Annotated in this window: 21 protein-coding genes; 10 read left to right on the top strand and 11 right to left on the bottom strand. The window is 70.6% G+C overall.

All coding sequences use genetic code 11. The annotated features are described in order from the left end of the window. Positions 1 to 117 precede the first annotated feature (117 nt). Positions 118 to 363, top strand: a complete 246-nt coding sequence (locus ACILR4_RS16855) for a GreA/GreB family elongation factor (protein ID WP_395702028.1) — start codon at positions 118 to 120, stop codon at positions 361 to 363. A 575-nt stretch (positions 364 to 938) separates the two neighbouring features. Here the strand turns inward: ACILR4_RS16855 and ACILR4_RS16850 are convergent. From ACILR4_RS16850 to ACILR4_RS16835, 4 genes are read right to left on the bottom strand one after another with little or no spacing between them, the layout of a single operon-like run. Then, positions 939 to 1,595, bottom strand: a complete 657-nt coding sequence (locus tag ACILR4_RS16850) for an SCO family protein (RefSeq protein ID WP_395702016.1) — start codon at positions 1,593 to 1,595, stop codon at positions 939 to 941. A 47-nt stretch (positions 1,596 to 1,642) separates the two neighbouring features. Further along, positions 1,643 to 2,239 (bottom strand): c-type cytochrome, encoded by a 597-nt coding sequence (locus tag ACILR4_RS16845; protein ID WP_395702015.1) that lies wholly within the window; start codon positions 2,237 to 2,239, stop codon positions 1,643 to 1,645. 25 nt (positions 2,240 to 2,264) lie between these two features. Next, complete coding sequence (locus ACILR4_RS16840) at positions 2,265 to 2,858, bottom strand: cbb3-type cytochrome c oxidase subunit II (RefSeq protein ID WP_395702014.1); 594 nt, start codon at positions 2,856 to 2,858, stop codon at positions 2,265 to 2,267. Further along, positions 2,855 to 4,501 (bottom strand): cbb3-type cytochrome c oxidase subunit I, encoded by a 1,647-nt coding sequence (locus tag ACILR4_RS16835; protein ID WP_395702013.1) that lies wholly within the window; start codon positions 4,499 to 4,501, stop codon positions 2,855 to 2,857. The genes ACILR4_RS16840 and ACILR4_RS16835 overlap by 4 nt, the downstream gene beginning before the upstream one ends. Positions 4,502 to 4,721: 220 nt before the next feature. Here ACILR4_RS16835 and ACILR4_RS16830 point away from each other — a divergent pair, with 220 nt between their 5' ends. Genes ACILR4_RS16830 through ACILR4_RS16820 form a run of 3 tightly spaced genes read left to right on the top strand, consistent with a single transcriptional unit; the run spans position 4,722 to position 6,130 of the window. After that, complete coding sequence (locus ACILR4_RS16830; protein ID WP_395702012.1) at positions 4,722 to 5,237, top strand: RrF2 family transcriptional regulator; 516 nt, start codon at positions 4,722 to 4,724, stop codon at positions 5,235 to 5,237. Further along, on the top strand, positions 5,230 to 5,829 hold the full coding sequence (locus ACILR4_RS16825; protein ID WP_395702011.1) for a hemerythrin domain-containing protein: 600 nt from the start codon (positions 5,230 to 5,232) through the stop codon (positions 5,827 to 5,829). Before ACILR4_RS16830 ends, ACILR4_RS16825 begins: the two co-directional genes overlap by 8 nt. Before the next feature lie 43 nt (positions 5,830 to 5,872). After that, complete coding sequence (locus tag ACILR4_RS16820; RefSeq protein WP_395702010.1) at positions 5,873 to 6,130, top strand: DUF2249 domain-containing protein; 258 nt, start codon at positions 5,873 to 5,875, stop codon at positions 6,128 to 6,130. Positions 6,131 to 6,166: 36 nt separating this feature from the next. On the opposite strand, the gene ACILR4_RS16815 is transcribed toward ACILR4_RS16820, so the two are convergent. After that, positions 6,167 to 6,865, bottom strand: a complete 699-nt coding sequence (locus tag ACILR4_RS16815) for a succinate dehydrogenase iron-sulfur subunit (RefSeq protein ID WP_395702027.1) — start codon at positions 6,863 to 6,865, stop codon at positions 6,167 to 6,169. A 218-nt stretch (positions 6,866 to 7,083) separates the two neighbouring features. On the opposite strand from ACILR4_RS16815, the gene ACILR4_RS16810 reads away from it, so the two are divergent. From ACILR4_RS16810 to ACILR4_RS16795, 4 genes are read left to right on the top strand one after another with little or no spacing between them, the layout of a single operon-like run. Beyond that, positions 7,084 to 7,524: a DUF6306 domain-containing protein gene (locus ACILR4_RS16810; RefSeq protein WP_395702009.1), complete on the top strand. Its 441-nt coding sequence runs from the start codon at positions 7,084 to 7,086 to the stop codon at positions 7,522 to 7,524. A 9-nt stretch (positions 7,525 to 7,533) separates the two neighbouring features. Beyond that, positions 7,534 to 7,740: a DUF3079 domain-containing protein gene (locus tag ACILR4_RS16805; RefSeq protein WP_395702008.1), complete on the top strand. Its 207-nt coding sequence runs from the start codon at positions 7,534 to 7,536 to the stop codon at positions 7,738 to 7,740. A gap of 49 nt (positions 7,741 to 7,789) precedes the next feature. Next, a complete protein-coding gene (locus ACILR4_RS16800) occupies positions 7,790 to 8,632 on the top strand; it encodes a metallophosphoesterase (RefSeq protein ID WP_395702007.1) in 843 nt (280 codons plus the stop codon). Positions 8,633 to 8,643: 11 nt separating this feature from the next. Further along, positions 8,644 to 9,252 (top strand): uracil-DNA glycosylase family protein, encoded by a 609-nt coding sequence (locus tag ACILR4_RS16795; protein ID WP_395702006.1) that lies wholly within the window; start codon positions 8,644 to 8,646, stop codon positions 9,250 to 9,252. 71 nt (positions 9,253 to 9,323) lie between these two features. Here ACILR4_RS16795 and ACILR4_RS16790 read toward each other — a convergent pair whose 3' ends face one another. Next, a complete protein-coding gene (locus ACILR4_RS16790; protein ID WP_395702005.1) occupies positions 9,324 to 11,696 on the bottom strand; it encodes a S8 family peptidase in 2,373 nt (790 codons plus the stop codon). Positions 11,697 to 11,798: 102 nt separating this feature from the next. Here ACILR4_RS16790 and ACILR4_RS16785 point away from each other — a divergent pair, with 102 nt between their 5' ends. Both ACILR4_RS16785 and ACILR4_RS16780 read left to right on the top strand, forming a co-directional pair. Continuing rightward, the gene (locus ACILR4_RS16785; RefSeq protein WP_395702004.1) at positions 11,799 to 14,177 is read left to right on the top strand and encodes a hypothetical protein; all 2,379 of its coding nucleotides are present in this window, start codon (positions 11,799 to 11,801) and stop codon (positions 14,175 to 14,177) included. Continuing rightward, entirely contained in the window at positions 14,174 to 15,526 is a 1,353-nt protein-coding gene (locus ACILR4_RS16780) for an esterase/lipase family protein (protein WP_395702003.1), read from the top strand. Before ACILR4_RS16785 ends, ACILR4_RS16780 begins: the two co-directional genes overlap by 4 nt. Positions 15,527 to 15,538: 12 nt before the next feature. Here the strand turns inward: ACILR4_RS16780 and ACILR4_RS16775 are convergent, their stop codons facing one another. From ACILR4_RS16775 to ACILR4_RS16755, 5 genes are all read right to left on the bottom strand, one after another. Beyond that, positions 15,539 to 15,847 (bottom strand): DUF86 domain-containing protein, encoded by a 309-nt coding sequence (locus tag ACILR4_RS16775; RefSeq protein ID WP_395702002.1) that lies wholly within the window; start codon positions 15,845 to 15,847, stop codon positions 15,539 to 15,541. 38 nt (positions 15,848 to 15,885) lie between these two features. After that, positions 15,886 to 16,170, bottom strand: coding sequence for a nucleotidyltransferase family protein (locus tag ACILR4_RS16770; RefSeq protein ID WP_395702001.1), 285 nt, complete (start codon positions 16,168 to 16,170; stop codon positions 15,886 to 15,888). Positions 16,171 to 16,222: 52 nt separating this feature from the next. Further along, positions 16,223 to 17,212: a succinylglutamate desuccinylase/aspartoacylase family protein gene (locus tag ACILR4_RS16765; protein ID WP_395702000.1), complete on the bottom strand. Its 990-nt coding sequence runs from the start codon at positions 17,210 to 17,212 to the stop codon at positions 16,223 to 16,225. Next, entirely contained in the window at positions 17,205 to 18,197 is a 993-nt protein-coding gene (locus ACILR4_RS16760) for a Bug family tripartite tricarboxylate transporter substrate binding protein (protein WP_395701999.1), read from the bottom strand. The genes ACILR4_RS16765 and ACILR4_RS16760 overlap by 8 nt, the downstream gene beginning before the upstream one ends. A gap of 122 nt (positions 18,198 to 18,319) precedes the next feature. Continuing rightward, on the bottom strand, positions 18,320 to 19,213 hold the full coding sequence (locus ACILR4_RS16755) for a LysR family transcriptional regulator (RefSeq protein WP_395701998.1): 894 nt from the start codon (positions 19,211 to 19,213) through the stop codon (positions 18,320 to 18,322). Positions 19,214 to 19,278 lie beyond the last annotated feature (65 nt).

Here is a 19,278-nt window from a genome sequence, read left to right as displayed (position 1 = left end):
CTCGTGCGCCGCGACCGGCGCGGCGAGGGCCCCGCCACACCGCGGCTGGCGATCGAGCAGGTGCTCGACGCCTGCGCCATCGTGCCGTCGCGCCAGGCGCCGCCCGACGTGGTGACGATGTACTCGCAGGTCTTGCTGCAGGACCTCGGGACTGGCCAGCGCCAGGAGCTGACGCTGTGCTACCCGGCGGACGCGGAACCTGCCGCGGGATTCGTGTCGGTGCTGTCACCGGTGGGCGCCGGCCTGCTCGGCCTGACGGTCGGCAGCGTGGCGCGCTGGACCACCCCTGCGGGGAGCGAGCGAAGGGCCGAGATCCTGGCCATCCTTTTCCAGCCCGAGGCGAGCGGCGACTACACGGCATAGCCGCCGCGTGCAGCCACCGGCGGCGAGCGCGATCAAGGCCGGGGCCGACAGTACCAGGCCGATGCCGGCGCGGCCTTGATCGTCCTGCAGGTAGTTCACGCACAAGCGATCCGGCGTATCGAGAAAGAGGAGGCCGGCCGTCGCCAGCATCCAGGCCAGGTTGCCGACGAAGAACAGCCGCAGCTCGGCGTCCATGCGCCGCCAGCCGTCGGCCAGCAGCCAGCCGGCCAGCCACCAGCTGGCGTACTTGGCCGCGGCGACGTCGGGCAGCAGCAGCGCAGCGTCCAGGGCCGACGGCAGCATCCAGACCAGGGCGACCCCGCTGGTCAGCGTCGCTGCCGTCCAGCCATGCCAGTCCAGCAGGCGCTGCCGGCGCAGCCAGCGCCGCGACCGCAGGCGGCACAGGGCCAAGCTGCTGGCGCACCAGCCGGCGATGAACAACAACGGGAACTCGCCCAGCATGTGCAGCGACATGCGGCTCTCGACCGTGTGGCGCAACGCCGGCCACAGCAGCGTCAGCGGCAGCAGGGCCAGCACGAGCCGCCAGACGCCGTAACCTCGCGCGAGCCCTTGCTTCACCGCGTGGCCTCGGGCCGCATGAGCGCCAGCCGCTGCGCGGCTTCCAGCGCCTGCGGCCACTGGTCGAACGCGTAGAGGCCCCGCAAGCGCCCGCGCTCGTCCAGCAGATGGATGGCGCCGTTGTGCACGAAGCCGCCCGCCCCGTCCGGAATCACGACGACGCCGAGCGAGCGCAACAACGCGCTGGCGTTGTCTTGTGTGGCGGGCACCGCCAGCGTCCAGTAGCGTGGGTCGATGCGCATGTTGGCGGCGTAACGCGCGAGCTGCGCTGGATCGTCGTGCTCTGCATCGAACGAGATCGACACCAGGCGCACGTCGCGCCGCGTCGGCCCCGCACCTTGCCGCGTGGCCAGCTGCCGCTGCATTTGCTGGTACTCATCACCCAGCACGCGACAGACGCTCGGGCAACGTGTGTAGACAAAGGCGACGAGAGAGGCGGCCGGCGCAGCGTCGGCATCGCCCCACCATCGCAGCACGCTGCCGTCGCTGGCACGCAAAGGCACCGGACGCGCGCGCAGTTCGCCGGCTTGTACCTGTGCCTGCCGCCGCCCTTCGAAGGTCCAGACCTCGAAGCCATGGGTCCAGTGCGCCAGCCCCACGACGAGCACGACCATCAGGCCGAGGCACAGCAGGGCGCTGACGCGGCGCGCCATCGCCTCTGTGGCCAGCGCGGGTACACGCACGGTGGCGGGACGCGTGTTCACCTCAGCGGCATCAGCTCGGCGTCGCCCTTGAACGGCTCGGTGCGCGCTGCCGTTGCCTTGCGCACCGTGGCCACGGTGTCGGCCGTCACTGGCGCGGCGCTGTTGCCCCACTGGCTGCGCACATGCGTGAGCACGGCGGCGAGCTCCGCATCCTGCAGCTGGGAACCGAAGGCGGGCATGGCGCCGTTGTAGGTGCTGCCCTTGACCGTCAATGCGCCGCTGGCGCCGTGCAGCACCAGGGCCGCCAGCGTCGTCTCCTTGCCGGCGACCCATTCCGAGCCCGCGAGGGGCGGAAACACCCCGGGCAGCCCGGCGCCGCTGGCCTGGTGGCAGGCCACGCAGCGCGACGCATAGACCGCTGCACCGTCCACCGCGGCGCCGGCCGCCGCAGGGGCGGCCCCCTGCAGTTCGGCGGTCGAACGGCCATCGCCGAGTGCGGGTGCGTTGCCGATGGCCGATCGAGCGATGTAGAGCACGCCGAATCCCAGCAGCAGCGCGGTCAGGACGACAACGAACCACGGCATCGGGTTCGCGCCTTCCTGCGGCTCGGGGTTTTCGCGCTGCTGCTGGGGGTGGATCTCGGCGGGCTTCATCGGGGCGCTTCCTGCAAGGCGATGGTCATGGCTTCACCGCGGGTGCCGCGATCACCGGGTAGCTGCGGTTCAGCGACTGGAGGTACTTCACCAGGTCCACGGCCTGCGGGCGCGCCACGACCACCTGGCCAGCGGGCGCGTAGCCCGCCGGCAGGTTCACGACCACGTCGTCCCTGTCCGCCTGGGCCTTGGCCTCGAACAGGAACGGATAGCTCGGCATGATGCTGCCCGGCATGTAGGCGCGCGGCTGGTACAGGTGCCCGAGGTGCCACTGCTCGCTGGGTTGGCGAACGCCGATGTTCATCAGGTCCGGTCCGGTGCGCATGGTGCCCAGCAGGTGCGGCTGGTCGTAGGCGTAGTCGCCGGCCACGGTGGCCCGCCCCCAGCCGCGCGAGAAGTCCGGCGCGAAGGCCTTGGCGCGCGGCTGCTGCGAGTGGCAGTAGACGCAGCCGTTGGCGATGTAGACCTCGCGGCCGCGCAGCTCGGCGCTGCTGTAGGGCTTGAGGCCGGGCAATGGCGGCGCATCGTGCACCTGCAGGTAGGGCAGGACGACCAGCGCGCTGGTGGACAGCGCGAGCATCACCATGGCGCCGGAGACAAGCTTGATCTCGTTGTTCATGCCGTGGCCGCCTTGCGGAACAGGTGCCGGAACAGCGCCGGCTGATCACGATTCGGCCCGAAGCCCAGGGCCAGGGTGACGAAGTGCACGGCAAACACGATGTGGCCCAGCACCATGAAGGCGCCGCCCAGGCTGCGCCCCTTCAGGTAGGGCAGCGTCACCGCCACCGAGTCCATGAAGGGCCGTGCTGCGTCCAGCATCGCCACACCCTGCAGCCAGCCCGCGGTGGTCAGGCTCACGAAGTACAAGGCGAAGCCGCCGCTGACGAGCCAGAAGTGCGCCGTGATCAGCCAGGGGTAGGGCCACTCGCGCGCCGTGATGCGCGGCATCACGAAGTACATCGCGCCGAAGAACACGAAGCTCACGAAGCCGTACAGGCCCAGGTGCGCATGGGCCACCGTGTAGTGGGTGAAATGGGTGACGGCGTTCATGCTGCGCAGCGCCTCGAACGAGCCCTGCACCGAGCTGGCGGTGTACATGAGCCCGCCCACGCCGATGAAGCGCAGCGTCGGCGACCAGCGCAGCGCCGACAGGCGGCCCTGCAGCGTCTGGTACTGATTCACCGTGAACGCGGCGACCGGAATGATCATCATCATGCTCTGCACGATGGACAGCGTGATCATCCATTCCGGCACCGGCCCGCCGATCAGGTGATGGCCGCCGACCTGGCCGTAGAAGAACGCCAGCCCCCAGAAGCCCAGCAGCGACAGGTTGTACGACTGGATCGGCCGCCCGATCACCTTGGGCAGGAAGTAGTAGACCGAAGCCAGTGCCAGCGGTGTGTAGAACAGCCCCAGCACGTTGTGGCCGAACCACCAGTTCATCGCCGCCTGCTGCACGCCCTGGTGCAGACCCGGCATCTTCGCCACGACGAACAGCACCGGCAGCCAGAACAGCGCACAGGCCATGTACCAGACCGAGACGTAGAGGTGCTCGACGCGCCGGTTGACCAGCGTGAACACCAGCGGCAGCGCGATCAGTGCCCCGCCGACGGCGAACAGGATGCCGATCTGCCACGGGATCTCGAGCCACTCCAGGCCGTCGTTGATGCCCGCGGCGATGCTGCCCAGGCCGGCGATCAGCGCCGCATTCCAGAACACGGCACCGACGAACGCAAAGCGCGCGCCCAGCAGCGGCGTCTTCAGCAGCCGCGGGATCACGAACATCGCGATGCCCAGGCCCGCCATCGGCGCCCAACCGTAGGCCACCGCATTGAGGTGGATGGTGCGGATGCGCCCGAACGTGAGCCAGGCCTGCTGCACCAGCCAGTCGGGCTCATGCAGCTTGATCGACGCGGTGAGTCCGGCGGCAGACGCCACCAGCAGCCAGGCGATCGCGCAGCAGAACATGAAGAACACCAGCGGTGCGGTGGACGCGTCGGCGCGCGCGCGCTCGGCCAGTTCGTCCGCGTCGGCGCGCGTCGCGTGGCCCGCGCCCGCCGTGTCGATGGCGCCTTGCAGGCTGCCCTGTGCCGCGGGGGCCGCGGCAGGCTCCTCGACCCGCCCGATTTCGCCGGACGCGAAGATCACTTCGGCGCCCTTGCTGCTGCGGTCGAACAGGCCCGTGCGCTGCGACCAGATGAAGGCCAGCAACGCGACGAAGGACAGCACGAAGGCCGACAGCAGGATGGCAACGGTATGCATGGCGGTCAGCGTTCGAGTTCAGCGCGTTGATCGGTCACCGTCGGACGACACCGCACTCGCGCCTCTCTCTCTTCGATCGGCACCCGCCATGACGCGTGATCGATGGTGGTGGTCGGTGCAGCGCGCATGGAAGTCATTGGCTTTTAAGAAGCATGTTTGATGCATCTTAAGGCCCGGGTCGACCAAAAGCAATACACTGAATGCCTCTTTAGGGGCATCGATGCGTCTCGCCGAATACACCGACTACACCTTGCGCGTGCTGATGTACTGCGCGGCCCGCCCGCAGCAGTTGGTGACCATCAGCGAACTGGCCGAGCGCCACGCGGTGTCCAGGAATCACCTGATGAAGATCGTCACCGATCTCGGCCGCCAGGGCGTCCTGGAGACAGCCCGCGGGCGCGGCGGCGGGCTTCGCCTGAAGAAGGATCCGTCCAGGATCCGCATCGGCGACGTGGTGCGCGCCTCCGAGACGGACTTCCGCCTGGTCGAGTGCTTCGACCCGGGCACCAACCAATGCACGCTGACGCCTTCGTGCCGCCTGAAGGGCTTGTTCAATGCCGCGTTGCGGGCCTACTTCAAGGAGCTCGACGGCATGACGCTGGCCGACATCGTCGTGCCCGCATCGGCACCGGCCCCGGGGCGCACCGTGGCGCTGCGTGGTCGCGCGGGGGGCGAACCGGTGGCGGCGCCGCCAAGGCTTCGCAAGCCCGTCAGGACCGGGAAGTCCGATGCGTGAGCGCACCGCACCCGCCAGGCCGCTCGACCTGCCCGGGCACTCCGCGCCGGCCGCCGGCTTCGAAGTGCCGCTGGAGATGCTGGCGGCCTGTCACGGCCGTGTCCAGGCGCAGTGCGCCACGTTGCGGCGTCTCGCCGCGCACCTGGCCCGGCAGGGTGTCGACCAGCAGGCGCAGGACGCCGCAGCTGCGCTGATGCGCTACTTCGATACCTCCGCCGTGCATCACCACGCCGACGAGGAGGTGGATCTCTTTCCGGCGCTCCTCGAATCGATGGCCGGGTCCGATGCCGTCTGCCTGCGCCAGCTGACGGCTTCGCTGGCCGCCGAGCACCGGGAACTCGAACAGCGCTGGCGCGATCTGCGCCGCCGGCTGGAGCAGGTGACACGCGCAGACGCGACGACCCTGCCGGACGATGAAGTGCATGACTTCATCGACCTGTACGAACGGCACATCGCACGCGAAGAGGCCGAACTGCTGCCGATGGCCGGGCGGCTGCTGAGCGATGCCGAACTGGACCGCATCGGCCAGGCGATGCGCGCGCGCCGGGGCGCCTTCGAGCCCAGCGGGCGGTCCGATGCTTCCACCGCGTGACGCCTCGCGTCAGGCCCCTTCACTGAACCTTCCAGGAGCCCTCATGTCACAAGCTCATCTGCACTTGTCCCCCGACGCCATCTATCCGTTCGACGCCCGCGGCGTGGCCAAGCGCTTCCGACACGCTGCCATCTTCGGTGCACTGGACAGCCTGCAGCCGGGCGAGACCATGCGCTTCGCCAACGACCACGACCCGCTGCCGCTGCTGTCGCAGATTGCGCAGCGCTACGGCGATCGCGTCAGGGTGGACTACCGCCAGCGCGAGCCTGGCGCCATCGTGATCGACTTCAGCGTGCAGTGAGCGGGTCTGGGGGACGCTGCGGCCGCGCGCGCAAGCTCATGTCGCGCGCCGCACCATCATCTCCTTGATCTTGCCGATGGCCAGGGCCGGGTTCAGTCCCTTCGGGCAGACGTCGGTGCAGTTGAGGATCGTGCGGCAGCGAAACAGCCGGTAGGGGTCCTGCAGGTTGTCGAGCCTCTCGCCGCTGGCCTGGTCCCGGCTGTCGACCAGGAATCGATAGGCCTGCAGCAGACCAGCCGGGCCCACGTACTTGTCCGGGTTCCACCAGTAGCTCGGGCAGGCGCTGGAGCAGCAGGCGCACAGGATGCACTCGTACAGGCCGTTGAGCTGATCTCGCGCTTCGGGTGACTGCAGGCGCTCCACTTCAGGTGGTGGATCCTCGTTGACGAGCCAGGGCCGGATGGAGTGGTACTGCTTGAAGAAGCCGGTCATGTCGACGAACAGGTCGCGGATCACCGGCAGACCCGGCAGGGGCTTCAGGACCACGGTGTTCGGAAGCGAGCGCATGTTCGTCAAGCAGGCGAGCCCGTTCCTGCCGTTGATGTTGATGGCGTCGGAACCGCACACGCCTTCGCGACAGGAGCGCCGGAAGCTCAGGGACGGATCGATGGCCTTCAGCCTGATCAGCACATCGAGCAGCATGCGGTCCCCGTGCTCCATCGCCAGATCGTAGGTCTGCATGCGGGGCGATGAATCCTGGTCCGGGTCGTAGCGGTAGATCTGGAAACGATGCATGGCCAACCCTCCGCAACAACGGTGCGCGCCCGTCGGGTGAGCCCACTCTAACGCCGGGTGCTCGACACCCATCGGCCCACGCACGCCACAACCCCGGGCCGAACGGTGCCGTTCCGGATGCCCTGTGGGGCTTGACCGCCGAGCCAAAGACTATAAGATGCACGTCAGATGACTCTTTTAATCACCCGCCCGTTCACCGACCTGTTGGGAAACCTGCCATGAGTACCCCTGCTCCCGAACCCACGCTGGCCTCGCGTGATGAACTGCTGGCGGCGCTGAACGAACTGCTGGAGGCCGAACGTGCAGGTGCGCGGGTGGCCATGGAGACAGCGCGCGACATGCCGCCGAGCGCCTTGACCACGCTGGTGCAGGATGTCCACAAGGATGAAGTCCGTTGGTGCGGCATGCTGATGCGCACCATCCAGTCGCTGGAGGGCACACCGTCCAGCACGACGGGTGCGTTCTGGGGCAAGGCCATGGCGATTCCCGATCTCGAGCAGCGCCTGAGCTTCCTCAACCGCGGCCAGGCCTGGGTGGTGCGCCGCCTGGAGGCGCTGATTCCGCGTATCCAGGACGCGCAGGTCCGGACCGATCTTGGGGTCATGCTGGAAGCGCACCAGAGGAACATCGAGCGGGTCGACGCACGCGGCGGCGCGTGAACGCACACCGTGGTCAAGAAGTTCCCCATCCACCCCAAGCACCCCGAGCGCATCTGCTGGGGTTGCGACAAGTATTGCCCGGCGGATTCGCTGATGTGCGGCAACGGCAGCGTGGCGACGCTGCATCCGTCCGAACTGTTCGGTGAAGACTGGATGTCGTGGGGACTGGATGCTCCCAAGCCCGATCCACCCACGCCGCCAGAGGCTTCTGACTGAGTCGGCCGCCGCCGCGTGACGGACCACGGCACCGGATCGACACACACCCATGAGACTGAACGTCCTATCGGATCTGCACCTGGGATTCGATGCGATGGATTGGCCGGTCAACGATGCCGACGTGGTCGTGCTGGCCGGCGATATCGCGCGCCCGCGCGAAGCCATCGCCTGGGCCCGGACGTTCGACAAGCCCGTGCTCTACGTGCCCGGCAACCACGAGTTCTACGGCAGCAGCATCGACGGAGCGCTCGAAGAACTGCAGCGCCTGTGCCAGGGCACCCAGGTGCAGCTGATGGACCAGCGCGAGCTTGTCATGGGCGGGGTACGCTTCCTGGGCAGCACCTTGTGGACGGACTTCGAACTGTTCGACGACCCGCAGCAGCGCGCCGCGGCGAAGTCCGAGGCCCGGCGCCTGATGCGGGACTTCAGCCGCATCCGGGCCCGCGAGTCCTCGCCCGAAATCTTCACGCCGGAAGACTCGGTGCGTCTGTTCAGACAGCACTCGGCCTGGCTGGAGCGCCGGCTGGCCGAGTGCCATGCCGGGCCCACGGTGGTGATCACGCACCACGCACCGTCGCGCCACAGCATCCACCCGCGCTTCGCCGATTCGTTGCTCAATGCCTGCTTCGTGTCCGACGCCGCGCACCTGCTGCGCGCAGACCGGGTGTCGCTGTGGATCCATGGCCACACCCATGACAGCTTCGACCACCAGGTCAACGGCACCCGCGTCGTGTGCAACCCGCGTGGCTATGCCCGCGCCGGCGTCAACGAGAACCCGGCGTTCGATGCGAACTTCATCGTCGAGGTGGAGACCTCGAGCGACCCCAGCCGTCCTTCGCGGGGGCCGGCCAGCGATGTCGGCGGTCATCGGGGGAATGACACGCGGGAATGAACGGTGAGGGAATGGCACAGTCTGCGGTCCCGACGAGCGAGCCACTGGATCGCCTGCTGCAGGAGGTGCGGGCGTGCACGATCTGCGCGCCGCACCTGAGCACGCCGCCGCGCCCGGTGCTGCAGGCCGCCGCAGGGGCCCGCATCCTGGTCGCGGGGCAGGCGCCGGGGCGCAAGGTCGCTGCCAGCGGGGTTCCGTTCGACGACGCCAGCGGCGAACGGCTGCGTGCGTGGATGGGCATCGACAGGTCGTCGTTCTACGACCCCGACTTCATCGCCATCCTGCCGATGGGCTTCTGCTACCCGGGCCCAGGTCGCTCGGGCGACCTGCCCCCGCGACCCGAGTGCGCCCCGACCTGGCGGGCACGACTGCTGGACAAGCTGCCGTCCATACGGCTGACGCTGGTGATCGGCGCCTACGCGCAGGCCTGGCACTTGAAGCCGGGCACCGGCACGACCTTGACCGCGGCCGTGAGGTCCTGGCGCGAGCAGGGGTCGCAGGTCCTGCCGCTGCCACACCCGAGTCCACGCAACAACGGCTGGCTGCAACGCAACCCCTGGTTCGAGGCCGAGGTGCTGCCCGAATTGAAGGCGCGCGTGAGCGCGCTGCGCGGCCCGTAGGCGCACAGTCTGGCTGTCGCGCACTGCCGCCTGGTGGCACCGGGTGCCATTCTCGCGCGCAGCCCCCACCCTCACCCCTTCCCCTTCGGCGCTAACACCCAAGTCACGCGGCCCATCTCCTGCTCTTCCCACACCTGCCGCACCGCCACCTGGTAGCGGTGCGCGCGCAGCTTGTCGGGAATGGCCACCAGCAGCCGCAGCCGGTGCCGTGCCTTGGCCGCGAGCGACAGCCACGGCAGCGCATGCCGGCCCGAGGGCCGCAGCCGCAGGCGCACGACGCGCTTCTCGCGGTCGATCTCGGCCTGCTGCGCGGCTTCGCCCAGCTGGCCGGCCAGGCGCAGCGGCAGCTCGAGCACCAGCTTCGCTTCGGCCGGCAGCTTGGCCAGCACCTCGAGCCGGAAGCGACGCGGCTCGTCGAAGGCGCCGGGCATCAGGAAGGGCAGCGCGACGAAGCCCTTGGGCGCCTGCGGGTCGGTGGCGGGGTCGTTGTCGACGACGTTGAAGTTGCGCCAGGTGACGTTGTTGTTGTTGCGGATGAAATCGTTGAAGTTGTTCCAGTTCAGCAGCGCGCCGGGCGAGGGCGCGGGGTCGCGCGGGTGGTCGAGCAGCGCGACGAAGCAGTAGTGGCCGGGCGCGGGAATCTGCGCCGCGGGCCAGGTGATGGCGTCGGACACCGTCAGTACTTCGCCGGTGGGCACGTTGGGCAGCACCACGCTGCCCAGCGGGTGCCACAGGTCGGGGCTGACCAGCGTGGCCACCTCGGACCAGAACACCCGTGCGGTGACGTTGGCCGCCGCGCTGCCGCCCTGGTTCAGCACCCGCACGTAGACGAAGTTGTCCTGGCCGGCCTCGGCCGCGTCGCTCAGCGTGTTGCTGTTCTCGGTGCCGCTGCCGGGGCCGAAGGCCGCCTGCGGCGCGGCCACCGCCGCCTGGCGCAGGATGACGTCGGGGCTGGCCGAGATCGGGCCGGTGTGCGGCTCGCCGCTGTCGCCAACGAAGTCGCGCAGGTAGATGTCCGGCGCCAGCCCGAGCGCATTGCCGTCGATGATGGCGCGCAGGTTCGGCAGCCGGCTGATCGCGGTGGTCTCGCCGGCCGCCGGCGCGGTGCCGTTGGCCGGGTCGCGCAGCAGCGCGCGCATCTGGCGCGGGCCGAAGCGCAAGCCCAGTTGCGCCTGCGCCAGGCCCTGGATCGCCAGCACCGCACCGGTGACGATGGGGGATGCGCTGGACGTGCCGCTGAAGCCGCTGGTGTACAGCGTGGTGCTGCCGGCGTTGTTCGACGAGGTGGTGTTGACGTTCTCGCCCCAGGCATAGGCGTCGATGCGCTGGCCGTGCGGCGCCCACACCATGCGCGTGTGCGGCGCGGCGGAGGTGGCGGCGGTGACGATGATGGCGCCCGAATCGCGGAAGTCGGCGCTGGCCGGGTTGAACAGGTTGCGGCCCATCGGGTCGACGAAGCTGTCCATCGCCAGCGGCGGCGTGCTGCCGTTGTTGGTGCCGTTGCCGCCGGCCTCGACGACGATGATGCCCAGCGCGGTGGCCAGGCGGATCGCGTCGAACTCCTGGTCGAAGGCCTCGACCGGGCCCAGCAGGCTGGCGCCGTCCACCGTCACCTGCGCCTCGAGCAGCAGCACGTCGCCGAAGCTCAAGGCACCGATCGCCGCGATGATGGCGTCGGCCCGCGTGCTGCCGTTGTACGAGACGGTGCGCACGCTGGCGATATGGGGCACGATGCCGACGCAGCCCACCGTGTTGTCCACCGCGCACACCTCGCCCAGCACCGAGGTGCCGTGCGCGCGCGAGCTGTCCAGCAGGGTGCCGTGCAGCAGCGTGGCGCCGTGGGCAGTGAGGTCCTCGTGGCTGAAGGTCCAGCCGCGCTCCATGTCGATGAAGCGCTGGCCGGCGCCGTCGCCGCCGGCAAAGCCCCAGGCGTACTCGGCGTCGATGCCTTCGGGCGCCGGGTTCAGGTAGCCCTGGTTCGCTTCGCGCACGTCGTCGCCGGGGCTCACCAGCGGGTCGGGCGTCGGCCGGTCGATGTAGGCCACGCGCACCGCGGGCCAGCGCAGCAGTTCGTCGCGCAGGGCGGGCAGGTCCACGCGCTCGTCGCTGTCGACCCAGAAATAGCCGTCGAAATGGCCGGGCTGGTAGCTCGGGTCGCTGCGCTGCGCGCGTTCGATCAGCGCCTGCAGCGCCTCGGGCTGCGTGCTGCGCAGACCGCGCTTGAGCGTGATGCCGGGAAAGCGCTCGCGCAGCGCCTTCCACGGGCCGACGTGCAGGCGCTCGACCTCGGCCTCGGCACCGTCGCGCTGCGGCACCTCGTACTCGGCGCGGAACTGCAGCATCAGCCGCGGCCGGGTCGGCCAGGGGTTGTGCTCGCCCTGGGGGCCGCGATAGGGCGGACGTTGAGGGGGCTCATGGCCGCTGCGTTCGTTGCTGATCATCATCGGGCTCCCGGCGGAGAAGTGGTCAGTCCAGAATAGGCGCGGCCGTGGCGCAACGAGATCCATCAATGAAGGGACGCGCCGGATGCAACCTAGGGGTCCCCGATGAGCGACAGCACCGACACCGCCCGTTACCTGACGCGCATGCGCATCGCCACGCCCGAGAAGGTGTTCGCGCTCGGCGCGCCGGGGCCGGAGCCCGCGACGCGGCCACCTTCGCTGGCCAGCGAGGCGCGGCGCTGGAGCTATGTGCTGCGCAGCCGCGAACGCTGGCCCGCCGGGGCCGAGGTGGCGCTGCAGCAGCAGCAGGACGCGGCGGCCACCCTGCGCGGTTTCGGCCTCGACGATGCGGCGCTGCGCGCCATCGCCGCCGCCGGCCAGGCGGTGGTGCAGATGCCCTACGAAGCCGAGCACATCGGCTGGGACGGCCGCACCTTTCCGTGGGAATTCGTGCTCGCGCGGGCGACCAAGCCCTACCGCAGCGAAGGCCGCCAGCTCACCGTGATGCGCGAGCTGCAGATCGACGCGGCCGCGCAGATCCGCGCGCAGCGCTGGCCGCGGCATTTCGAGCCTACCGCCCTGGCGGCGCAGGCGCCGGCGCCGCGCGTGCTGTTCGTGCACAGCTACCCCGGCGCGCTGGCCCAGGCCTACGAGGTGCAGGGCGAGCAGGACCGCGTGCGCGCGGCCTTCGGCCTGGCCGCCGAGGACGCGGCGCGCTGGCAGGTGCTGGACACGCCCACGCTGGCGCAGCTGCGCGAGCGCTGTGCCGCGTTCCGGCCCGAGATCGTGCACTTCAGCGGCTGCGACAACCATGGCGGCCTGCTGCGCTACCGCGAAGCCGCCGGCCCCGATGCGCTGGTGGCCATGGACGGCCGCGTGCAGACCGTGAACGACTGGCTCAACGGCGACACCGTGGTGCTCGATGGCTGCCTGCTGAAGGGCGAGGGCGGCCTGCCGCAGATGACCGTGCCGCAGCCGCTGGGCGATGCGCTGGTGGCCGGCGGCCACGCGCCCTTCTTCGTCGGCCTGAACCTGTGGAACTCGGCCGCGCGCATCGCGCCGATGCTGCTGCCCGCGGGCGTGCTGGCCAGCATGGGCTTCCAGGACAGCTTCGAGAGTTCGCTGGCCGAGTATTTCTTCGACAACCTCTACGCCCGGCTGCGCCAGACGCACTGGCACCTGCCCGAGGCCTTCGTGCAGTCCTGGGCCGAGATGCGGCGCCAGGCCGACCTGATGCCCGGCACCGGCATCGCGCTGTGGGCGCGCGCGCCGCTGCTGCCCGCACCGGGCAAGGCGGCAGCGCCCCCGCCGCTGCCGGCGGCTGCGGTCGATATCACGCCAAAAGAGCGGCCCTCGGCGCCGGTCGAGCTGCTGTTCAAGGAGAAGACCGAGATCAACTATGCCGAGCTGCACAACCACCAGCCGCTGTTCGAGCGCTTCGAGCTGGTGCGCCTGCAGCCCGACGCGCAGCCGCGCCTGCGCATCGAGGTCGAACTGCACTGCGGCCCCGAGCGCGCACGCTACGACAGCGAGCTGGTGCTGCGCGAGCCGCGGCTGAACCTGCTCAAGCGCATCCGCCTGCCGCTCACCGCGGCGCTGATGCGCACGGCCTCCGAGGCGCTGCGCAGCGCGCTGTACGTCAAGGTGAGCGTCCTCGATGGGCCGACGCTGCTGGCCGACACCTTCCCCTTGCGCCTGCTGCCGGTGGACCAGTGGCGCGACAACCAGAAGAGCGGCCGCTGGCTGCCGTCGTTCGTGCTGCCGCGCGACCCCGCGGTGCAGCGCGTCATCACCGCGGCGCAGCGCTACGTGCGGGTGATCCGCGACGATCCCAACGCCGGCTTCGAGGGCTACCAGGCTGCCGCCGCGGGCACGCTGCAGCCCGACGACGAATCGCTGGACCAGGTCGACCTGCAGGTCGAGGCGCTGTGGGCCGCGCTGCTGCACGAGTGGCAGCTGGGCTACATCAATCCGCCGCCCGGCTACAGCGCCAAGCTCGATTCGCAGCGCCTGCGCACGCCCAGCACCATCGAGCAGGCGCGCATGGGCACCTGCATCGACCTGGCGCTGCTGTTCGCGGCCTGCCTGGAGCTGGTGGACATCTACCCGGTGATCTTCCTGCTCGAAGGCCATGCGCTGCCGGGCTACTGGCGGCACTCGGGCTTCCAGACCGAGTTCCGCGCCGCGCTGCCGATGGCGCGCGAGGCCACCAGCGACGAGCCCACCGACGCCGCGCCCACCGTGCGCGAGCAGCGCGAACCCTGGTGGAGCGCCGACCATGCCACGGTGTGGAAGCTGATCCGCGAGCGCCGCCTGGCGCCGCTGGAAACCGTGCGGCTGACCGAGCATTGCGGCTTCCGCGAGGCGCGCCAGGCCGGCATCGACGCGCTGCGCAGCGCGCGCGACTTCGACTCGGCGCTGGACATCGTGATCGCGCGCGAGCACCTGATCACGCCGCTGCCGATTTTGGGAGGCCGCGAATGAACGCCAGCACCAGCAGCCCCGCCAGCGGCCCGCTGGCCTTCAATGCCGCGCTGTGGCAGCAGGCCGACCAGCAGCTGAACCTGAGCGAGCCGCCCGGCACGCCGGTGGACGTGCCGATTGCCACGCGCCGGCGGCGCGGCTTCACGCCCGCGCTGCAGGACCCGCGCGCCAGCGTCAGCCTGATCGACGACGACGGCGTGCTGCGCTGGTTGTACGAGCCGCCGCCGGCGCAGGCGCTGCGCGGCCGCGCGCGGCGGGCCGGCGTGTTCGGCTTCGGCGACGTGCTGGCACGCTTCGCGTTCAGCGAAGACGACCAGCCCGATGTCGGCGCCAACCGCGTCACCACCGGCCTGACCGCGCTGGACGGCTGGCTGACGCCGAACCAGGGCCTGCGCCAGTGGCACAACGGCGCGCTGCGGCCGGCGCCGGCACCGCAGCTGCAGGGCCGCACCTTGCTGCTGGTGCACGGCACCTTCAGCAAGAGCGAGATGTGGTTCGAGCAACTGGGCGACGCCGCCAACACGCCCGGCCGCGCGCTGCTGCAGCAGTGGCAGCAGACCTACGGCGCCAACATCCTGGCCTTCGACCACGCCACGCTGTCGGTGGCGCCCTGGCTCAATGCGCTGGATCTGGGCGCCGCGCTGGCCGGCGTGCAGGGGCCGATCGACATCGTCTGCCACAGCCGCGGCGGGCTGGTGGTGTCCTGGCTGCTGCGGCTGATGCCGGTGAAGGTGGCGCGCGCGGTCTTCGTCGGCTCGCCACTGGCCGGCACCAGCCTGGCCTCACCGTACCGGCTGCGCGCCGCGCTGGACCTGCTGGCCAACGTGGCCAATGCGCTGTCGCAGCTGGGCGGCGCGGCCAGCGCGGTGTTCCCGCTGGCCGCTGGCGCCGCCGGCCTGGCCAAGGTGCTGGGCAAGACGCTGAAGCTCGGCGCCAGCCTGCCGGTGGCCGACGCCGCGGTGGCGCTGGTGCCCGGCCTGGCCAGCCAGCAGCGTACCGACAATAACGCCGAAACGCAGCGGCTGTTCGCCAGCCGCTGGCAGGTGCAGCCGGCGCTGTCGGCGGTCAGCGCCAACTTCGAGCCCAACCTCGGCCAGCCGCTGTGGAAATTCTGGACCCGCTTCCGCAACCCCGGCCTGCAGCTGGCCCACCTGGGCGCCGACATCGTCTTCCCTGGCGCCAACGACCTGATCGTCGACACCGAGACCATGAGCTTCTTCGGACAGCCACCGGGCGTGGTGCAGGGCGTGCCGACGATGCTGGCGTTGGGCCGCACCGCCGACACCTACCACACCAACTATTTCCAGAACCCGCAGGTGCTGGCGTTCCTGGGGCAGCGGCTGGGGTGAGCGCAGAGCGGTTCAGTCCGCGCGCCGCGCGGCCATGCGCTCCAGCGCAGCGGCCAGCGGCGGCAGGTCCTGTTCGATCACCAGCCAGACGGCTGCCAGGTCGATGCCGAGGTAGCCATGCACCAGCACGTTGCGGAAACCTGCCAGCTCGCGCCATGGCACCGCGGGTTCGGTGGCGCGTATCTCCTCGGACAAGCGCTGGCTGGACTCAGTCAATGTCTGCAGGTTGCGGACCACGGCATCCTGCACCATGCGCGATGTCTCGAATCGCTGGCGGTCGTGGCCGGTGTACTCGGCGATGCGCTGAAGACAGTCGCGCATGTGGATCAGCAACGCGCGGTCAGTCGCGGTACCGGGTGTCATAGCACCACGCAGGAGGCCAGCACCTCGTCGCGCAAGGCCGGATGGAGTGCCGCTTCGGTCACGACATCGACGGGTCGGTGCAGCAGCTCCTGCACATCCATCAACAGCCCACCCAGCGCCAGCGCGCTGGTGCCGGGCGGCAGCGTGACGAGCAGGTCGATGTCGCTGTCGTCCTTGGCATCGCCCCGCGCCATCGAGCCGAAGACGCGCAGATCGGCAATGCCGCGGCGGGCCGCAAGCTCGCGCAGCTGCTGGCGATGGGATTCGATGAGCGGATGCATGGCTGGAGGGTCAGGCGTCGCCGGCAGTTTAGCGGCCGATGCCTCACCGCGTTCACCCCATCGGCACCGCCCTCGCCAGCCGCACCACGGTGACGCCGGCGCGCAGCTGGCGCAGCGAGGGCATCACCAGCGTGCAGTGGTCGTAGGGGGTCGTGAAGGGTTCGCCGGCGTCCCAGCCGATCACGGTGCCGGCCTGCGCGATGCACTGGCCGCCATGCCAGTCCTGCGCGAAGCGCACATCCAGGCTGCGCGCGGCCACCGCGTGGGTGACGGCCAGCAGCTGCTGCGGTGCGGCGGGGCGCGGCTGCCACCAGTCGGGCGGGATGTCCTGCAGCGCCAGCGCGCCGCTGGCAGCGAGGAAGCGCGCCAGCATGTCCAGCGCCACCGTGCGGCTGGACAGTGCGCCGTGGTAGCCGCATTCGAGCAGCAGCGCGCGGTTGTCGCCGTCGGTCATCGCGCCGAAGCGGCCGTGGTCGCGCAGGCGCAGGCCCTCGCGGTGGCCGGCATCGCTGATGACGCAGCGCGGCGCCTGCAGCGCGTGCGCCAGGCGGATGTGGCGCCGGCCCAGGCCGGTCAGCAGCAGCGGCTCGCCGGGCTCGTGCATCGAGTGCAGGTCCAGCAGCCAGTCGGCCTGCTCGACGAACGGCAGCAGCGCGCGGGCGCGGCGACGCTCGGTGGTGGCGGCCTCGCCGGCCATGCGGGTCGCCAGGCCGGGGCCCCAGACGCGGTTGAAGTCCTCGTCGACGAAGCGCGAGGCGTCGGGCGCCGCGGCATCGAAGCGGTCGAACGCGGCGAGGTTGCAGAACGCCAGCGTCAGCGTGCCGCAGCGCGGGCGCAGCCCGGCTTCCAGCGCGGCCAGCAGCGCCCAGGCGCCGCACAGCTCGTTGCCGTGCACCAGCGCCGTCACCAGCACCGCGCGGCCGGGCTCGGCACCGTGGAACTGCCAGACGCCTTCGGTGCCGGTGTTGCCTTCGCGCCAGCGGCCGAGCGCAGGGCAGGGCAGTTCGAACGGGGCGGCCAGGGGAAGGGTGGCGTCACTCACTGCGGATCTTTGCGAAGTCGACGATGCGGGCGTATTTTTCCTGTTCCACCTTCTGGTAGGCCGTCAGCACCTCGTCGGGCTTGCCGCCGCCGGGGGCGGGGCGCGCGCCGGCCTCCTCGAGCTTGCGGCGCAGCTCGGGCGAGGCCATCGCGGCCTGGAAGGCCTGCTGCAGCTTCGTGGCCACCGGCGCGGGCAGCCCGGCCGGGCCGAACAGCCCGAACCAGATGCCGATGTTGACCTTGCGGAACGCCGGGTGCTCGCTGAAGGCCGGGATCTCCGGCGCGGCACTGGCGCGGCGGGCTTCGGTGATGGCCACCGCGTTCACCTTGCCGGCGCGGATCTGCGGCAGGCCGCTGGAGAGCACGAACACGCCGAAGTCGAGCTGGCCGCCGATCAGGTCGTTGGTCAGCGGGCCGACGCCGCGGTAGGGCACGTGCACCATGAACAGCCCGCCGGCTTCCTTCACCATCTCGCCGGCCAGGTGCAGGCCGGTGCCGATGCCCGAGCTGCCGTAGCTGTACTTGCCGGGATGGGCCTTTACCAGCGCGACGAAGTCGTCCAGCGTCTTCACCTTGGTGTGCGGCGCGGCCACCAGCACCATGGTCTGGCCGGCGATCAGGCCCACCGGCGTGAAGTCGCGCTGCGGGTCGTAGCGCAGCGCCGGGTTCACCAGCTTGCCGATCGCCATCTCGTTGTTCGAGCCGACGATCAGCGTGTAGCCATCCGGCGCGGCCTTGGCCACGCGCTGCGCGCCGATGGTGCCGCCGGCGCCACCGGCGTTGTCGATCACCACCGGCTGGCCGAGCTGCTTCGACAGCTCGGGCCCGAGGATGCGCGCCACCAGGTCGACGCTGCCGCCGGGCGGGTAGCCGACCACCAGCGTGATCGGGCGGCTCGGGTAGTCGGCCTGGGCCTGCGCGGCGGGCGCCAGGGCGGCGGCGGCCAGCAGGGCCAGGGGGGTGGTGATCCAGCGACGTCTTTGCATGCGGGGCCTCGGTTCGGAAGGGGGCGGTGTCGGGCAGTCTGATCGACGGGCCGGCGAAGCCCGTGCCGAATCGGCACCGATCCGTGCTGATCACGCAGCGCGTGCCGCCTCGCCCGGCGGCGCTACTGGTCCGTCGCCGCCCACGCCGCTTCCAGCAGCGCGCCCTGGCGCGCGCGCGGGCGGTACAGCCGCACCTGGAAGTGCACCTCGTCGCTGCGCGAACCCAGCACCGCCAGCGTGCCCTGCTTGCAGTCGCCGGCCACCATCGACCACGGCAGCCAGGCCAGGCCCAGGCCGCGCCGCACGAATTCGTGGATCGCGTCGGGCGAGTCGCACACGCAGCGCGTGCGGCCGGTGGCCTCGGGCATCGCGCGGCTCAGGTGGTCGAGCAGCAGCGCGCCCAGCGACAGCGAGGCGGCATAGGCGATCAGCGGCCCGTCGGCCAGCGCATGCAGCGGCTGCCCTTGGGCGTTGGCGCGCGACACCGGCACCAGCTTGTCGTGCGCCAGCGTCAGGTGGCGGAAGCGCTGGCCGCTCAGCCGCACCGACATCGCCGGATGCTCGTAGCAGCACAGCAGCTCGGCCTCGCCGCGTTCCAGTGCCTGCGCCACCTCGGTCATCGTGCCGGTGCGAATCTCGATGCGCTGGCCGTGCAGCGGCTGGCGCGGCCGCGACAGGCGCGCCAGCCAGTCGGCCAGCAGCGTGTGCCCCAGCGTGCGGCCGGTGGCGATGCGCAGCACCTCGCCGCCCTCGGCGCCGTGGTGCTGGCGCAGCGCGTCGCGCGTCTGCTGCAGGCCGTCGATCAGGCTGCGGCCCTGCTGCAGCAGCGCCTGCCCCGCGGTGGTGAGCTGCACCGGCGAACGCTTGCGGTCCACCAGCGGCACGCCGACCCAGGCTTCCAGCGCGCGGATGCGGCGGCCGAACGCGGGATGCGTGACATGCCGCGCCTCGGCCGCGCGCACGAAGCTGCGCGCCTGCGCCAGTGCCGCCAGGTCTTCCAGCAATTTCAGGTCCACGCGGCATTGTGCGGTGGCGCGCCTGCAGGGACTTGGTCTTGCCAAGGCCGGGGCAGCTGGCTACC

This window comes from Aquabacterium sp. (assembly GCF_044226965.1).
In the GTDB taxonomy this organism is placed as follows: Bacteria; Pseudomonadota; Gammaproteobacteria; order Burkholderiales; family Burkholderiaceae_C; genus Pseudaquabacterium.
This window is presented reverse-complemented; position numbering and strand designations above follow the sequence as displayed.

Coding starts and splice junctions, on each gene's coding strand:
- ACILR4_RS16855 (WP_395702028.1), top strand. CDS start 118: ATGTACTCGCAGGTCTTGCTGCAGGACCTCGGGACTGGCCAGCGCCAG.
- ACILR4_RS16850 (WP_395702016.1), bottom strand. CDS start 1,595: ATGGCGCGCCGCGTCAGCGCCCTGCTGTGCCTCGGCCTGATGGTCGTG.
- ACILR4_RS16845 (WP_395702015.1), bottom strand. CDS start 2,239: ATGAAGCCCGCCGAGATCCACCCCCAGCAGCAGCGCGAAAACCCCGAG.
- ACILR4_RS16840 (WP_395702014.1), bottom strand. CDS start 2,858: ATGAACAACGAGATCAAGCTTGTCTCCGGCGCCATGGTGATGCTCGCG.
- ACILR4_RS16835 (WP_395702013.1), bottom strand. CDS start 4,501: ATGCATACCGTTGCCATCCTGCTGTCGGCCTTCGTGCTGTCCTTCGTC.
- ACILR4_RS16830 (WP_395702012.1), top strand. CDS start 4,722: ATGCGTCTCGCCGAATACACCGACTACACCTTGCGCGTGCTGATGTAC.
- ACILR4_RS16825 (WP_395702011.1), top strand. CDS start 5,230: ATGCGTGAGCGCACCGCACCCGCCAGGCCGCTCGACCTGCCCGGGCAC.
- ACILR4_RS16820 (WP_395702010.1), top strand. CDS start 5,873: ATGTCACAAGCTCATCTGCACTTGTCCCCCGACGCCATCTATCCGTTC.
- ACILR4_RS16815 (WP_395702027.1), bottom strand. CDS start 6,865: ATGCATCGTTTCCAGATCTACCGCTACGACCCGGACCAGGATTCATCG.
- ACILR4_RS16810 (WP_395702009.1), top strand. CDS start 7,084: ATGAGTACCCCTGCTCCCGAACCCACGCTGGCCTCGCGTGATGAACTG.
- ACILR4_RS16800 (WP_395702007.1), top strand. CDS start 7,790: ATGAGACTGAACGTCCTATCGGATCTGCACCTGGGATTCGATGCGATG.
- ACILR4_RS16795 (WP_395702006.1), top strand. CDS start 8,644: ATGGCACAGTCTGCGGTCCCGACGAGCGAGCCACTGGATCGCCTGCTG.
- ACILR4_RS16790 (WP_395702005.1), bottom strand. CDS start 11,696: ATGATGATCAGCAACGAACGCAGCGGCCATGAGCCCCCTCAACGTCCG.
- ACILR4_RS16785 (WP_395702004.1), top strand. CDS start 11,799: ATGAGCGACAGCACCGACACCGCCCGTTACCTGACGCGCATGCGCATC.
- ACILR4_RS16780 (WP_395702003.1), top strand. CDS start 14,174: ATGAACGCCAGCACCAGCAGCCCCGCCAGCGGCCCGCTGGCCTTCAAT.
- ACILR4_RS16775 (WP_395702002.1), bottom strand. CDS start 15,847: ATGCGCGACTGTCTTCAGCGCATCGCCGAGTACACCGGCCACGACCGC.
- ACILR4_RS16770 (WP_395702001.1), bottom strand. CDS start 16,170: ATGCATCCGCTCATCGAATCCCATCGCCAGCAGCTGCGCGAGCTTGCG.
- ACILR4_RS16760 (WP_395701999.1), bottom strand. CDS start 18,197: ATGCAAAGACGTCGCTGGATCACCACCCCCCTGGCCCTGCTGGCCGCC.